Here is a 15,374-nt window from a genome sequence, read left to right on the forward strand (position 1 = left end):
ATCTTGAAAGTTGTTATACTTGCTGGTGGTTTTGGTACAAGACTTAGTGAAGAGACAGATATAAAACCAAAACCTATGGTGGAGATAGGTGGAAAGCCAATTTTATGGCATATTATGAAGATTTACTCTTCATACGGATTTAATGATTTTATAATTTGCCTTGGATATAAAGGATACATTATAAAAGAGTTTTTTGCAAACTATTTTCTTTATACATCTGATGTAACGATCGACCTTAAAGACAACAAAATAGAAGTTCACAGTGTAAAAGCTGAGCCTTGGAAAGTTACACTTGTAGACACTGGATTAAACACTATGACAGGTGGAAGAATAAAGAGAATAAAGCCATTTGTTGAAAATCAAACTTTTATGTTAACGTACGGAGATGGTGTAGGAAATATAGATATTAAAAAACTTTTAGAATTCCATAAAAGTCATGGGAAATATGCAACTTTAACAGCTGTTCAACCTTCTGGAAGATTTGGTGCATTACACTTAGAAGGAGACAAAGTTAAAGAGTTTGAAGAAAAGCCTAAAGGAGATGGTGCTTGGGTTAATGGTGGCTTTTTTGTTTTAGAACCTCAAATTTTTGATTATATAGAAGGAGACGAGACGATATGGGAAAAAGAGCCTCTTGAAAACTTGGCAAAAGACGGTCAGCTTATGGCATACAAACATACAGGTTTTTGGAAACCTATGGATACACTAAGGGACAAAAGAGAGTTAGAACTTCTATGGCAGTCTGGAAACCCACCGTGGAAAATATGGGAAGATTAAAAGGAGTAAGATGAAAATCCCATCTAAGACGGTATTAATAACAGGTGGTACAGGTTTTCTAGGGAGTTTTTTAGTAAAAAAATTTATAGAAGAGGGTCATAAAGTTATAGTATTAAAAAGAAGTTTTTCAAATCTATGGAGACTTCATAATTTGAAGCAAGAAATATTATTTTACAACATAGATAAAACTGACTTAGAAACTCCATTTAAGGAAAACAAAATTGATGCTATAATTCACACTGCAACTTTATACGGTAGAAAAAATGAAAAAACATCTGATATAGTATATACAAATCTATTGTTTCCTCTAAAACTTTTAGAAATTGCCACATTTTTCAATACAGACACATTTTTCAATACAGACACATTTTTCAATACAGACACATCATTATTTGGTTATTTAAATCGTTACACACTTTCAAAAAAACAGTTAATAGATTGGCTTAAAGTTTATTCTAAAGATATAAAAATTTTTAACTTAAAACTTGAGCATATGTACGGTGAGAAAGACGATACTACAAAATTTGTACCTTGGTTAATAGTCAACCTTTTAAAAAATCATAAAAAAATCCAACTTACAGAAGGAAAACAAAAAAGAGATTTTATTTATGTTGAAGATGTATGTAATGCTTACTATACCATTTTTAACAACAGTGATAAGTTTAATAAAGGTTTTTATGAGTATGAAGTTGGAAGTGGAAAAGCAATTGAGATAAGAGAGTTTGTTCAGATAGTAAAAAGATTAACAAATAACGAAAACACGTACTTAAACTTTGGTGCCATTCCTTATAGAGAGAATGAAGTAATGTACTCACAAGCAGATATATCAAAACTACAGACAGATTTTAACTGGAAACCTTATTACTCTTTAGAAGAAGGTCTGAAAAAAACGGTACAGTGGTATAAGGAAAACTTAAATGAAAGATTTATTTAACGGTGTATACAAAAACAAGAGAGTTTTAATTACCGGACATACCGGCTTTAAAGGGTCATGGATGGCCTTGTGGTTAAAAGAAATGGGTGCTCATATAATAGGTTATTCTCTTGATCCACCTACAAATCCAAGTTTATTTGAAACATTAAAACTAGAAAAAGAAATAATCCACATTGTAGGAGATGTAAGAGATGAAAAAAAACTAAAAGAAACATTTAAAAAGTACCAACCAGAAATCGTTATACACATGGCAGCTCAACCATTAGTTAGATACTCTTACATTAACCCAAAAGAAACCTATGAAACAAACGTAATAGGTACTCTTAATGTTTTTGAAGCTGTAAGAGAAACTGACAGTGTAAAAGTGATTATAAATGTTACAAGTGATAAGTGTTATCAAAATAAAGAATGGGTTTACGGATACAGAGAAAACGACCCTATGGGTGGATATGATCCATACAGTTCAAGTAAAGGATGTGCCGAACTTCTTACAACTGCATACAGAAATTCTTTTTTCAATCCTGAAGGTTATGGGAAAACACACAGTGTAGCTTTAGCATCTGTTAGAGCAGGAAACGTTATTGGAGGTGGAGACTGGGCAGCGGATAGACTTATTCCTGATTGTATAAGATCACTATCTAAAAAAGAAAAAATATATATAAGAAACCCACAAGCTATTAGACCGTGGCAATACATATTAGAACCTTTATCTGGTTATCTTTGGCTTGGAGCTTTATTGTGGATTAACCCAACAAAGTATAGTGAAGGTTGGAACTTTGGTCCTGATGATGAGAATATACTTACTGTAGAAGATATTGTTAAAAAAGTAATACACCTATGGGGAGAAGGAGAGTATGAAGTAATTTTAGATAAAAAGTTTTACGAGTCAAAGTTATTAAAGTTAGATACAAGTAAAGCTCGTTTTTACCTAAAGTGGAGACCTGTTTATAACATAGAAATTGCTTTAAAAGAAACTGTAAACTGGTACAAAGAATATTTTAATAATCCCGAAAATATTTATAATTATACATTGAAACAACTTTATAACTACATTAACTCTGCAAAAAAAGAAAATCTAATTTGGGCAACAGGAGTTGATCATGGAAAACTACCTTAATCTTCTTAATGAAGAAAAGATAAAAAATTTAAAAGATATAAAAGATAAAGATAAATTAGATAAAATTTTAAGGAACAACATAAAACAACTTGCCAAATTGTATTTTCAACTCTGTAAAAAAGAAAAAAATAAGGATTACATACCACCTTCAGGAAAGGTGTTAGATGAAGAAGAAGTTTATAATATGATAGAAGCTTCTTTAGATATGTGGTTAACAGCTGGAAGATTTAACGACGAATTTGAGAAAAAAATAGCAGATTTTTTAGGTGTAAAGTATGCCTTAACCACTAACTCCGGTTCTTCTGCAAATTTACTTGCCATATCATCTTTAACTTCTTACAAATTAGGAGAAAGAAAATTAAAAGAAGGAGATGAGGTTATTACTGTTGCTGCAGGTTTTCCAACTACCATTGCACCAATTATTCAAAATAATCTAATTCCGGTTTTTGTTGATGTAGAGATAGAAACTTACAATATAGACGTAAATCAAGTAGAAGAATCTATCACAGAAAAAACAAAAGCTATTTTTGTAGCTCATACACTTGGAAACCCGTTTAACGTAGATAAAGTGTTAGAAATAGCTCAAAAGTATAACCTATGGGTTATAGAAGACAACTGTGATGCACTTGGGTCTACCTACAATGGAAAGTTTACAGGTACATTTGGACATATATCAACCTTGAGTTTCTACCCTGCACACCACATAACCATTGGAGAAGGAGGAGCTGTCTTAACAAACGATTATGAACTTTATAAGATAATTATGTCCTTTAGAGATTGGGGAAGAGACTGTTGGTGTCCACCCGGTAAGGATAACTCTTGTGGAAGAAGATTCAAGTGGAAGTTAGGTAAACTTCCTAAGGGTTATGACCACAAATACACATACTCACACCTTGGTTATAATCTCAAAATTACAGACTGGCAAGCAGCCTTAGGCTTGGCACAATTAAATAAATTACCTAAGTTTGTCCAAAAAAGAAAAGAAAACTTTAAACTCATATACGAAGGATTAAAAGATCTTGAAAAATACTTCATACTTCCTAAAGCTACAGAAAAAAGCGACCCTTCGTGGTTTGGGTTTCCTATAACTCTAAGAGAAAATCTACCTTTTTCTAAATTAGACCTTATTAAATATTTAGAAAGAAATAAAATAGGTACAAGGCAGTTATTTGCAGGAAATATATTAAGGCAGCCTATATTTACAGAAAGTAGTATAAAATTAAGAATTAGAGACTCTGGTATAATAATATCAAATGAATTATCAGAAGAACACTACAGATTATTACCAAACACGGAAAAAATAATGAACGACACCTTCTGGATAGGTGTATGGCCCGGAGTAGAAGAGGAAGATATAATATACATTATTGACACATTCAAAAAGTTTATAAGGAGCTATGGTTAAATGAAATATCTCATTACAGGTGGATGTGGATTTTTAGGGTCTAACTTAGCAGCCGAAGTTTTAAAAAGAAATGAAGAGTTGATTATATTTGATAATCTTTACAGAGTAGGTTCTTATGCAAACTTAGAATGGCTAAAAACACAAGGAGAATTTAAGTTTATTCACGGTGATGTAAGAAATAGAGAAGATATAGAAGTTTTGATTAAAAACGAAAAACCAGATGTAATTTTTCACTTAGCAGGCCAAGTAGCTATGACAACTTCATTAGAAAATCCAAGATTAGATTTTGAAGTTAACGCATGGGGAACTTTTAACTTACTTGATGTAGTAAGAAAATTTTCTCCGGAAAGTATAGTTATCTATTCTTCATCTAATAAAGTTTATGGGGATTTAGAGTGGGTCGAATATGAAGAGACAGAAACAAGATATATAGCCGTAGATTTTCCCAATAGGTTTCCTGAAAGTATTCCTCTTGATTTTCGTACACCGTACGGTTGCTCAAAAGGTGCTGCAGACCAGTATATACTTGACTTTTATAAAACTTATGGAATAAGGACTGTTGTTTTTAGACATTCTTCTATGTATGGGGGTAGACAATTTTCAACTTACGACCAAGGATGGATTGGCTGGTTTTGTTTAAAGGCTATTGAGATTAAAAACTCTAAGTTAAAAGAACCTTTTACAATTCATGGAAATGGAAAACAAGTTAGAGATGTTTTACACGCTCGGGATATGGTATCTTTGTATTTCAAAACAGTAGAGAACATTGAAAAAGTAAAGGGTGAAGCTTTTAATATAGGTGGTGGTATTGAAAATAGTTTATCTTTGATAGAGCTTCTTGATGTGTTGGAAAAAATGTTGGATATTAAAATGAATTATGAAAAACTTTTCCCACGAAAAAGTGACCAAAAAGTTTTTGTAGCAGATATAACGAAAGCTAAAAAACTAATAGGTTGGCAACCAAAAGTCTCAAAGGAAGAAGGAATTAAGTTAATGGTTGAATGGATAGAGTCAGCTTATAGTAAATAATTTTTTGGAGTTGTTTTATGAATAATGAAAGTAAAAAAGTTAGTATATTAATTCCTGTTTACAACAGAGAAAATTTAATAGAGGAAACAATCCAAAGCGCATTGAATCAAACGTATAAAAACTTTGAGATTATAGTGGTTGACAATAATAGTTCAGACCGTACATATGAAATCGTTAAGAATTATACTGAAAAATATGAAAATATTAAACTGTACAGAAATGATAAAAATATAGGTCCGGTTAGAAACTGGCTTAAATGTATAGAGTACGCTACAGGAGACTATGGAAAAATACTATGGTCTGATGATTTAATTGCTCCAACATTTTTAGAAAAAACTGTTCCTCATCTAAAGAATGAAGATGTTGGTTTTGTGTTTACAGGCACAGAGATTTTTGTAGACGGAACGAGTAATAAAATGAATGCTTATTTTATAGGGGAAACAGGAATTTATGATATTGATAATTATATTGAAGGTGTGTTGTTTGGCTCAAACTATCCAGTTTCACCTGGATGTGCACTTTTTAGACTAAAAGATTTAAAACAAAGTTTAGTCATAAACATACCAAACAAAATTAACAGTGATTTTTCAATGCATGCCATAGGAAACGATGTACTCATCTATCTTATTACAGCAACAAGATATACTAAGTTTGCTTTTATTAACGAAAAGTTATCTTTTTTCAGAGCTCACAATGATTCTATTACAATAAAAACGGAAGAGGGTATATTAGCACTTTTATACGATATTGCAAAAGCTTATTTCGTTGAAAATTATAGACCAGATTTAATACCTAAATTAAATTCTCTTTTACTGTTTCATCTTTTTAAGTATAAAAACGATGCTAAAAAGTTAGGTATAAGAAAGGTAAGTGATTTTTATATGAGTAAACCTATAAAGATTAAAAATGAGGTAAAAAAATATGAATACTAAGCTTAAAGTCAAGCTTTTAGAAGATAGATTTTTAGGAGCTGACGGAAAAATATTACCAGATTACAAGTTTAACATTAACCTTCCAGAACTAAAAATCCAAAACTCAAAACTTATTAAAAAACCTGAGGATAAATATGAAACTACACTCTTTCTTTTAGAAGGTGAAGGTAGAAAAGAAGAAGGCGGATTAAGAACAAAGGGATATTTCAAGTTTAGCTATGTATGGAATGAAGGGAAGTGGTGGATTACAGACCTTGAAGGTAATCCTACTATGACAGCTCCAAAGGAGCTTGAAGAAGATATAAATAATTTTATAAACACTTACTTAGATTATTATGAAAAGAATGTTCCCTTTGATTTGAAGTTAAAAATTCAAAATAAAAAGAAATCTATACATCCTTACATTACAAATTTACCTCTTATAACCGTTATATTAGCAACTTTTAACGCAGAAGAGCATTTGGAGAAAGCTTTACAAAGTGTTATCAATCAAATATATCCTAATATTGAGTATATAATCATTGATGGTGGTTCTACTGACGGTACAATTGATATTATCAAAAAATATGAAGATTTTATAGACTATTGGGTAAGCAAAAAAGACGAAGGAATATACGATGCGATGAATAAAGGAATTATATGTTCTTTAGGAGATTATCTTTACTTCTTAGGATCAGACGATGAAGTTATTCTAGAAACTGTATTTTCATCTATTTTCATTGAAGAAATAGATAATATAAAAAACAGCAAGTTAATTTATGGTAATGCAATCTTTAGGGATAGTGCAGAAATTTATGATGGAAAGTTTTTATCCTATAAGTTGCGTTTTAAGAATTTATGTCATCAAGCTACTTTTTATAAATCAGAACTGTTTAGAACTTACGGTCTTTATAATACTAAATATAAGATATGGGCAGACCATGAAAGAAATATTAGATTTTGGAAAGTTTCTAACCCAAAATACCTTAACAAAGCTATAGCTGTATATAGAAGATCAGGCGTATCGTCATCTGGTGAAATTGATAAAGATTTTCTTTCCGATTATGAATATATCATGTCTTGGATAGGAAGCTAAACTCTAACTTGGAATTTAAGCGATGAAGGCACTTTTTTCTTTTTAGGATTAAAACTTTTTATAAAGTTTTCGATAATAAGTATGTATACGAGAGGTGTAAGTGAGTGTAAAACTTTTTCTAGAAACTAAAATTTTTGTAGCATACCCTGCTAATTTTGCATCAGGAGGGCCTGAGATTTTACATCAGTTAGTATATCATCTTATAAATGATTTAAAGGTTGATGCTTACATGTATTATTTCAATTATGATAAAAATATGTTTAAAACTCCAGTTCATCCTGATTATGAAATGTATAATGTTCCTTATGTACTAAAAATAGATGACAAAGATGATGATAAAATTAATATTTTAATTGTACCAGAAGTTATAGAAACTCTTTTATTACTTCCCAAATATAAAAAAATTAGGAAAGGTGTGTGGTTTTTAAGCGTAGATTATTATTACATCAGTAAATATCGTTATTTTAATAAAAGTAAGAAGGGGTCTTCTTTCTCAGATATATATTTAGAATATAAATTAGAAAAATTGGCAAAAAAGTATGATTATAGAAATGATGATTTGTTAAAGTTAGCCAACTTTTATATAAATAACTCCTATAGAGGAATGCTTTGGTTTAAAGATTTGGAGCCAAATTATTATTTACCTGACTATTACATAAACTTAAAATTTATCGAAGAATCAGTTAATGTAGAATTGAGCAAAAAAGAAAATATAGTTGTTTATAATCCCAAAAAAGGATTCTTTTTTACAAAAAAAATAATAGATTTTGACAAAAGTATTCAATTTATACCTATAGAAAACATGAAAAGAGAAGAAGTAATAAAAACTCTTAGAAAAGCAAAGGTTTACATAGATTTTGGTTTCTTTCCAGGTCCAGAAAGAATTCCAAAAGAGGCTGCAATGATGGGTTGTTGTGTAATTACTGGGAAAAGAGGTTCAGCTGCATTTTTTGAGGATGTATCAATCCCAGACAAGTATAAATTTGAGGATAAAGAAGAAAATATACCAAAAATTGTGAAAAAAATAAAGGATTGCTTTGAAAACTTTGAAGAAAGATATAAGGATTTTGATTATTATAGGCAAGTGATTAGAAACGGACCAAAAAGATTTATTGAGGATTTAAAGAATATATTTCAGTACTAAGAAAATGTAATATAGTTATTTAAGGAGTTTTTAGATGGAGCAAATACCAAAAATATCCGTCTTAATACCAACATATAACAGACCTTACTTTTTAGAGCAGGCTTTGGAGAGTGTTGTAAATCAGACTTTGAAACCTTATGAATGTATAGTGGCAGATGATAACCTAAACCCCGAAGAAAGTCAGAAAAATTATGAAGTTGTAAAGAAATTTTCAGAAAAGTATCCATTTGTGATTTATCATAAAAACGAGAAAAACTTAGGACCAGCTGGGAATTATAAAAATCTTTTTTATCTTGCTTCAGGAGATTTTATTCACTTTCTTGGAGATGACGATATTCTAAGTCCTAAAACTTTAGAACTTTTAGTTAAACCTTTAGTGGAAGACCCTACAGTAAAAGTGTCAGCCGGCAGGACTTTATTCGTAGATGAGAATTTAAACCTTGTTAACTTTCCTGTCTTTTTAAATCATTATAAAATCCAGAAAAAATACTTTAAAAATCAAAAAGTAAATGGAAAAGAATTTATAGAGTACAGTTTAAAAATCCTTGCCAATGCTTTAGGTTCATTCTCTGGATTTATGTTTAGAAAAAAAGATGTAAACTTTGAACTATTTAAACATAAAGACTTTGAGTTTGTAGCGAATGCAGATTGGTTTTTGTGGATGAGCTTAATAAAAGATGGGTATATATTTTTATACGATGAATTTACAAATATGTATAGGATTCATCAAGCTCAAGACAATTTACAACTATCTACAAATGTTAAAGGACAAAAAGAACTCTTATACTTTTTATCTACAGGATTCTTGGAAGATTTAGGTATAGACAAAAGTAAGATAGAAAGAAGAGTCAACATAGAAAAAGTTATATTAGAAACAAAGAGAGATTATCTTGATTATGTCTTAGATTTCCATAAAGAAAACTTTCTAAAAAATATTAAATACTTAGACTTACCAAGACCGGGATTTAGTATAATTATCATTACATATAACTCCAGTCAAACTATATTACAATGCTTAGACTCTATAAATGGCAGCTTCCTAACTACAGAAGATGAGATAATTATATTTGATAATAACTCAAAAGACCAAACAGTAAAGATAGTAGAAAACTATATTAAATCAAACAAACAACTTAACATCAAATTAGTTAAAAATCCGGAAAACATAGGATACTCAAAGGCTGTAAACAGAGCTGCAGACCTATCTAAAAACCAGTATTTAGTTTTTTTAAATCCTGATGCAAAAGTCATATCCAAAGACTGGTTAAATCAGTTTTATAATGTCTTAAAGAATAAAGATGTAGGTATGGTCGGAGCTGTATCTGATGTTGCTATGTATAAAAACAATGTAAATGTATATACAAGCTTTTTAAATATGTTAAATGACGAAACACTTGAAAAACACTTAAAACTTTTTTACTCTAATAAAGAAATAGAAACGGAGCTGCTATCGGGGTTTTGTATTGGTATAAAGAAAGATACTTTCTATAACTTTGGAAAGTTTGATGAAAATCTAATTTTAGGTTTTGATGACTTTGATTTTTCATTAAAGATGCAGAACGCTAATTTAAAGCAGATAGTCTTACCGGCTGTTTATGTAAAACATTTTAATCACAAATCCTTTGAGACGGACAAGAAAAACGCAGAAAACCTAAATAAAATTAGTTTATACAACTTTATAAAAAAACTGGTAAAAACATACGGATACGGCAATGTCCCAACCCCTATTGAGTTATTCTTTAAAGATGTTGGATTAAGAAATCAACCTTTTTATGCTTTTCCTTTATCAGATGGAAGATACAGATTTGTTTTTGACTTGTTCAATGAAGGTAAAAATGAAAACTTTTTTAAAGAGAAAGCAAATATAATTAAAAGAAAACCGTATATAACAATCATAACAGTTAACTACTTTTCTTCAGATTACTTAGGTAATCTGGCTAAATCTATAGTAAAAAATCCTTATCCAAATATAAACCTTGTAGTAGTTGACAACTCTGAGGATGAAGTAGAGTATTCAAAGTTAGACCAAACTCTTAAAGATGTTTTTAAAAATGAAACTACAAAAAAGTTTTATCTAATAAAAAATAAAAATACGGGCTATGCTGGCGGAAACAATGTTGGAGTAGAGTTTGTAAAACAAAATCTCCCTGAAACACAGTACGTATGGATACTAAATCCGGATACAGTTATATCCTACAACACACCTTTGGAGCTGATAAAAACGGTAGAATATACAAACTCTGATGTTGCAACTTGTAAGATTTTAATGTATGACAACGACAAAATTCAGTACAACGGAATGAGAGTTTATACTCAAGGTATTGATAACAATCAAGATTACGGTATTTTTATACCTTCTGCACTAAGTGGTTCAAACATATTTATAAAAAAACAAATCTTAGATAAACTTCCAAATCCACTTTTTAACGAAGAGTACTTTTTATACTTTGAAGACAACGAGCTGTTTATTGAAATGCAAAAAAGGGGTGTAAAAGTTGTATATACACCTTTCACATTTATAAGACATAAAATAGGAGGAACTACACAAGGATACTACTATAACCCTGTTAGTTACTATTACATCTGTAGAAATCAGTTGTATATATACGATAATTATGAAAAAGACGGGTTTGGTAATTATATTACATTAAGTTATTACTTACATAATGAGCTTATAAACTCAATAAATTTGGGAACTGATTACTCATTAGGCTTTTTAAAGGCAGTTTATGACTATCATAAAGGTATAAAAGGAAAACAAGAAAACATTTTTTTAGATAAGAAAATAGTAAAAGATAGATTAAAAGAGTTAGAAAAATCTTCTCTAAAAGAAGTAAATTCTGATACAAAGTTTGATTATCTATTTTTAAAAGCATATTTAAAACCAAAAAATCAAAAAGTTATGTTAGAATTTGTAAGTGAAATTTTAAATAAAAAATTTTTAAAACTGATATAAAGGGAGGTGTTTTTATGAAAATTACACTTGGAATTTTAAACACAATCAAAGGAGAAAACCCTGTTAAAGAAGAAGTTTTAGAGGGTATTCAGGATAACTTAGAGTATTTTGACCAAATCATATTTACAGGTGATGAGAGCTTCTTTGAAGATTCGGATATACAAGCCCAGTGTCTAAATTTAGAGACTGATAATAAAGCAGTAATGAGAAACGCCATATTAGAAAATGCAAAGAATGATTACATTCTTTGGATATCGGATACAACAGTTTTAGAGTTTGATATGATTCCGGAGATGATGGAGCAGTTTGAAGATTACGAAGATACAGATATAGTGTACCCAAATATGGTAATAGTTGATAACACTGGTTTAGAGTCAACGTTCATCCTTCAAGACCTTTATAAAAAAGAAACTGACTTGCTTATGAGTTTAAAGATTGAAAATTACTTTCCTGAATACGGAATAATAACAAAAAAAGATTTATTTAACAAAACTGGAAAGTTTGATGAAGAGTTTGAAGATTATGAGTTTTACAACTTTTTGTATCAAAATATAGATAACCTTAGATTAAAACTTTCAGAGTTTAACTATGTTGTTATCCATTACCCTGAGACTTTTATAGATACTTCCTATAGAAGTTATGCACTGAGAAAAGCTATTAAAAAGTATCCTTTAAAAAAGTTTTTCCCAAGACTCAACTGGGAAAATGAAAATTTAGCATTAGCAACTGCTTACACGTCTATAGGAGACATTTTATCAGATTACTTAGATTACTTTAATGCATCACAGCACTACAGACAGGCAGCTCTAAGTCTTCACAACAAAGTATCTATGTTCAAGCTTGTAAATACTTACTACAACATGGGACTATTTGATGAAGCTAAAAAACTTTTAACACAAGACCAAGGTTTTTCCCAAGATGAAATAAAAGACTTACTTTATCAGATAGACAAAACTCAAGAATTAATAACAGCTATAGAAAAAGCTATAGAAGAAGGGAAAGCTCAAGAAGTGATGGTATCTATTAATGATGTGGCATCTTTCTACTCTGGAGCTCCTGTTTATAATATCTTAGGAGTTATAGAGTTTTACGGTGGTAATAAAGAGAATGCATACAGGTACTTTTACAAAGCTGCAACAATGAATCCTATAGATGAGAATATAATTCATAATCTAACAGATATGGCTAATATGCTCGGTAAACAAGAAAAAGTTAAAGGACTGTTTAAAAGAATACTTGGAGAAATCTAAGGTTTAAATATGGATATAAAAGTATCAGCTTGTATAATAGCAAAAAACGAAGAGAAAAATCTACCAAGATTACTTAATAGTATTAAAGGGAAGTTTGATGAGATAGTGCTAGTAGATACAGGCTCAACAGATAAAACAGTAGAGATAGCAAAGTCTTACGGTGCAAAGGTTTATCATAGAGAGTGGAACGGATTTGCAGATGCAAGGCAGTACGCTGTAGATATGGCCAGTGGAGACTGGATATGGTTTTTTGATGCAGATACAGAGTTAGAAGAAGAAGAGTATGAAAGATTTAAAAGGATACTACTTTTCATAAAAGACCATCCAGAGTATGAAGGAATAGGCACTGTTTACAAAAACTTAGGATTAGATGGAAACATAAAAAGTCTCTCTTCTACAGTCCACATTCATAAAAAACATCCTGATATAGTCTGGGAAGGGAAGATTCACGAGAGGGTAGTAAATAAAAAGACAAGTACTATTTTAATACCTCCTATGAAAGTTCATATTTTACATTATGGATACGCTGAAATTAACACCCAAATTGAGAAAGCAAAGAGAAACCTAAGACTACTTTTTGAAGAGTTGAAAAGTTGTAAAGACAACGAAAAAGAATACTATGTTAACATCTTTTACATTATCCAATCTTACAGTGTTTTAGCAGCTGCTATTGATCTGAAAAAATACTCCAAGAAAAGTTTAAGGTACATAAAAAAATTTTTAAGATATAAAGACAATATTCCAAATGAAAGCACCTTTAAAAAACATTTTTACGTTTATGCAACAAGAACTTATATCTCTTTAGAAAACTACAAGGAAGCTGAAAAGTTGTTAGAAGATGCTTTAAATATAGATAAGTTTTACCCAGATTATCATTTTTTACTTTATACAGTTTACAAAGCTCAAGAAGATACTAAAAAAGCTGTAGAGAGTCTTATTAACTTTATTTTATCTATAGATAAAACTTCTAAAATATATGGTGTTATTTCTGATTATATAAGCTACAAAGAAAAAGTAATTTCCGATTTAGAAAGTTATATACTATCAAATGAAGATAGAGATTACTTTAAAGAGATAGTCAAAGATCACTGGAATGAAACAAAAGGTGAAAATATAGGAAGAGTACTTTTTAGAATTCTTAAAGATGAGAATCAAAAAGAAGCTCTAAAAGTTATAAAAAAAGTGGCAACTATTCACCAAAGTAGTGAAGCTTACACAGACCTTGGAGAGTACTACTATGAAAATCAAAATATGGAAGATGCTTTTAGAAGCTTTTTAAAAGCTTACGATTTAAATCCGTTTAACATCAAAGCTAACAAATACCTGTCTGATTTATACTTTTCTTTTAAAGATTATGAAAGAGCATTTTATCACGGCTTGAAGTATCTAAACCTCAGCCGTGATATTAACTTTATAAAAAACTTAGAAGATATAGTTAACCTGTCTCAAAATCTAAACCTAAAGGAAAGTTTTGAAAAGTTAAATAAAAAACTCTCACAGGTAGTCTCTTAAAACTTTTGGTACTTCAAAAGTACCGTCCGGTTTTTGATAGTTTTCTATAATGGCAAGTAAGGTTCTACCTACTGCCAGTCCTGATCCGTTTAGCGTATGTACAAAGTGGTTTTTACCTTCTTTGTCTTTATACCTAATCATAGCCCTTCTTGCTTGAAAATCTTCTGTGTTTGAGCAAGAAGATATCTCTCTGTACCTGTTTTGGGAAGGTATCCAAACTTCTATGTCGTATGTTTTTGCAGCAGAAAATCCCATATCACCGGTGCAAAGTAATACAACCCTGTATGGAAGTTCTAAAAGTTGAAGTATCTTTTCTGCTTCGTTGACTAACTTTTCAAGTTCATTGTAAGAGTCTTCTGGTTTAACTATCTTTACAAGTTCTACTTTATCAAACTGGTGTTGTCTTAAAATACCCCTTACATCTTTTCCGTGGGAGCCAGCTTCTTTTCTAAAACAAGGTGTGTATGCTGTATAGTATTTAGGGAGCTGGTCTTCTGGGATAATCTCGTCGGCATGTAGGTTTGTAAGTGTTACTTCTGCTGTTGGTATTAAGTATAAATCTTCATCTTCTATCTTGTATAGGTCTTCCTTAAATTTGGGAAGCTGACCTGTTCCTTGTAATGTTTTAGATTTTACAAGTAAAGGTGTCCAGACTTCTGTATATCCATGTTGTTTGGTGTGTACATCAAGCATAAAGTTTATCAATGCTCTTTCTAACCTTGCAGCTTCTTTAAACATTACAGTAAATCTTGAGCCAGAGAGTTTAGCTCCTCTTTCAAAATCAAGGATTCCAAGCCTTTCTCCTATCTCAAAGTGTGGCAGTGGTTCAAAATCAAACTTCCTTGACTCTCCCCATCTTCTAACTTCTACATTATCGTTTTCATCCTTTCCAATAGGGACATCTAACGCAGGAAGGTTTGGAATGTAAAGTATTAGGTTGTTAAACTCTTCTTCTACAGTGTTTAACTTTTCTTCTAAGTACTTGATTCTTTCTCCTATTTCTTTTACTCTCTCCTGTATCTGGGTTGTATCTTTTCCTTCTTTTTTGTAAATAGGGAAAAGTTTAGATTTTTCGTTTCTTTCTGCTCTTAAATCATCTATCTCTTTTTTTATTTTTCTTCTTTCTTCATCAATTTCAAGGAGTTTATCAATCATCTGAGCATAAGAAGGGTCTCTTGTAGATAGTCTCTCTTTCACAAAGTCAGGTTTTTCTCTAATTAGTCTTATATCCAGCATTTTCTCT

12 protein-coding genes are annotated in these 15,374 nt (G+C 30.5%); 11 read left to right on the forward strand and 1 reads right to left on the reverse strand.

Annotation, left to right across the window (positions count from 1 at the left end):
- Window positions 1-3 precede the first annotated feature (3 nt).
- From rfbF to SULAZ_RS05945, 11 genes are all read left to right on the forward strand, one after another.
- Entirely contained in the window at window positions 4-777 is a 774-nt protein-coding gene (gene rfbF, locus SULAZ_RS05895; protein WP_012674359.1) for a glucose-1-phosphate cytidylyltransferase, read from the forward strand.
- Window positions 778-787: 10 nt separating this feature from the next.
- Window positions 788-1,711: an NAD-dependent epimerase/dehydratase family protein gene (locus SULAZ_RS05900; RefSeq protein WP_012674090.1), complete on the forward strand. Its 924-nt coding sequence runs from the start codon at window positions 788-790 to the stop codon at window positions 1,709-1,711.
- The gene (gene rfbG / locus SULAZ_RS05905; protein ID WP_012673883.1) at window positions 1,695-2,828 is read left to right on the forward strand and encodes a CDP-glucose 4,6-dehydratase; all 1,134 of its coding nucleotides are present in this window, start codon (window positions 1,695-1,697) and stop codon (window positions 2,826-2,828) included. Before SULAZ_RS05900 ends, rfbG begins: the two co-directional genes overlap by 17 nt.
- On the forward strand, window positions 2,812-4,233 hold the full coding sequence (gene rfbH / locus SULAZ_RS05910) for a lipopolysaccharide biosynthesis protein RfbH (RefSeq protein ID WP_012673677.1): 1,422 nt from the start codon (window positions 2,812-2,814) through the stop codon (window positions 4,231-4,233). Before rfbG ends, rfbH begins: the two co-directional genes overlap by 17 nt.
- Window positions 4,234-5,262, forward strand: coding sequence for an NAD-dependent epimerase/dehydratase family protein (locus SULAZ_RS05915; protein ID WP_012674632.1), 1,029 nt, complete (start codon window positions 4,234-4,236; stop codon window positions 5,260-5,262).
- Window positions 5,263-5,279: 17 nt separating this feature from the next.
- Window positions 5,280-6,194 carry a glycosyltransferase family 2 protein gene (locus tag SULAZ_RS05920; protein ID WP_012675075.1) on the forward strand — a complete coding sequence of 305 codons (915 nt, stop codon included), beginning with the start codon at window positions 5,280-5,282 and terminating at the stop codon, window positions 6,192-6,194.
- Window positions 6,184-7,269: a glycosyltransferase family 2 protein gene (locus tag SULAZ_RS08725; protein WP_012674471.1), complete on the forward strand. Its 1,086-nt coding sequence runs from the start codon at window positions 6,184-6,186 to the stop codon at window positions 7,267-7,269. Before SULAZ_RS05920 ends, SULAZ_RS08725 begins: the two co-directional genes overlap by 11 nt.
- A gap of 100 nt (window positions 7,270-7,369) precedes the next feature.
- Window positions 7,370-8,413 (forward strand): hypothetical protein, encoded by a 1,044-nt coding sequence (locus tag SULAZ_RS05930; RefSeq protein WP_012674576.1) that lies wholly within the window; start codon window positions 7,370-7,372, stop codon window positions 8,411-8,413.
- A gap of 34 nt (window positions 8,414-8,447) precedes the next feature.
- Window positions 8,448-11,369 (forward strand): glycosyltransferase family 2 protein, encoded by a 2,922-nt coding sequence (locus SULAZ_RS05935; protein ID WP_012673779.1) that lies wholly within the window; start codon window positions 8,448-8,450, stop codon window positions 11,367-11,369.
- Window positions 11,370-11,383: 14 nt separating this feature from the next.
- Window positions 11,384-12,619, forward strand: coding sequence for a glycosyltransferase family 2 protein (locus SULAZ_RS05940; RefSeq protein ID WP_012674337.1), 1,236 nt, complete (start codon window positions 11,384-11,386; stop codon window positions 12,617-12,619).
- A 9-nt stretch (window positions 12,620-12,628) separates the two neighbouring features.
- The gene (locus tag SULAZ_RS05945) at window positions 12,629-14,131 is read left to right on the forward strand and encodes a tetratricopeptide repeat-containing glycosyltransferase family 2 protein (protein WP_012674096.1); all 1,503 of its coding nucleotides are present in this window, start codon (window positions 12,629-12,631) and stop codon (window positions 14,129-14,131) included.
- On the opposite strand, the gene serS is transcribed toward SULAZ_RS05945, so the two are convergent.
- Entirely contained in the window at window positions 14,114-15,367 is a 1,254-nt protein-coding gene (gene serS, locus SULAZ_RS05950) for a serine--tRNA ligase (protein WP_012673586.1), read from the reverse strand. The two genes, SULAZ_RS05945 and serS, sit on opposite strands and share 18 nt — an antisense overlap.
- Between the last annotated feature and the right edge of the window lie 7 nt (window positions 15,368-15,374).

Source organism: Sulfurihydrogenibium azorense Az-Fu1 (genome assembly GCF_000021545.1).
Lineage (GTDB): Bacteria > Aquificota > Aquificia > Aquificales > Hydrogenothermaceae > Sulfurihydrogenibium > Sulfurihydrogenibium azorense.

Coding starts and splice junctions, on each gene's coding strand:
- rfbG (WP_012673883.1), top strand. CDS start 1,695: ATGAAAGATTTATTTAACGGTGTATACAAAAACAAGAGAGTTTTAATT.
- SULAZ_RS05915 (WP_012674632.1), top strand. CDS start 4,234: ATGAAATATCTCATTACAGGTGGATGTGGATTTTTAGGGTCTAACTTA.
- SULAZ_RS05940 (WP_012674337.1), top strand. CDS start 11,384: ATGAAAATTACACTTGGAATTTTAAACACAATCAAAGGAGAAAACCCT.
- SULAZ_RS05900 (WP_012674090.1), top strand. CDS start 788: ATGAAAATCCCATCTAAGACGGTATTAATAACAGGTGGTACAGGTTTT.
- SULAZ_RS05920 (WP_012675075.1), top strand. CDS start 5,280: ATGAATAATGAAAGTAAAAAAGTTAGTATATTAATTCCTGTTTACAAC.
- rfbH (WP_012673677.1), top strand. CDS start 2,812: ATGGAAAACTACCTTAATCTTCTTAATGAAGAAAAGATAAAAAATTTA.
- SULAZ_RS08725 (WP_012674471.1), top strand. CDS start 6,184: ATGAATACTAAGCTTAAAGTCAAGCTTTTAGAAGATAGATTTTTAGGA.
- SULAZ_RS05935 (WP_012673779.1), top strand. CDS start 8,448: ATGGAGCAAATACCAAAAATATCCGTCTTAATACCAACATATAACAGA.
- SULAZ_RS05945 (WP_012674096.1), top strand. CDS start 12,629: ATGGATATAAAAGTATCAGCTTGTATAATAGCAAAAAACGAAGAGAAA.
- serS (WP_012673586.1), bottom strand. CDS start 15,367: ATGCTGGATATAAGACTAATTAGAGAAAAACCTGACTTTGTGAAAGAG.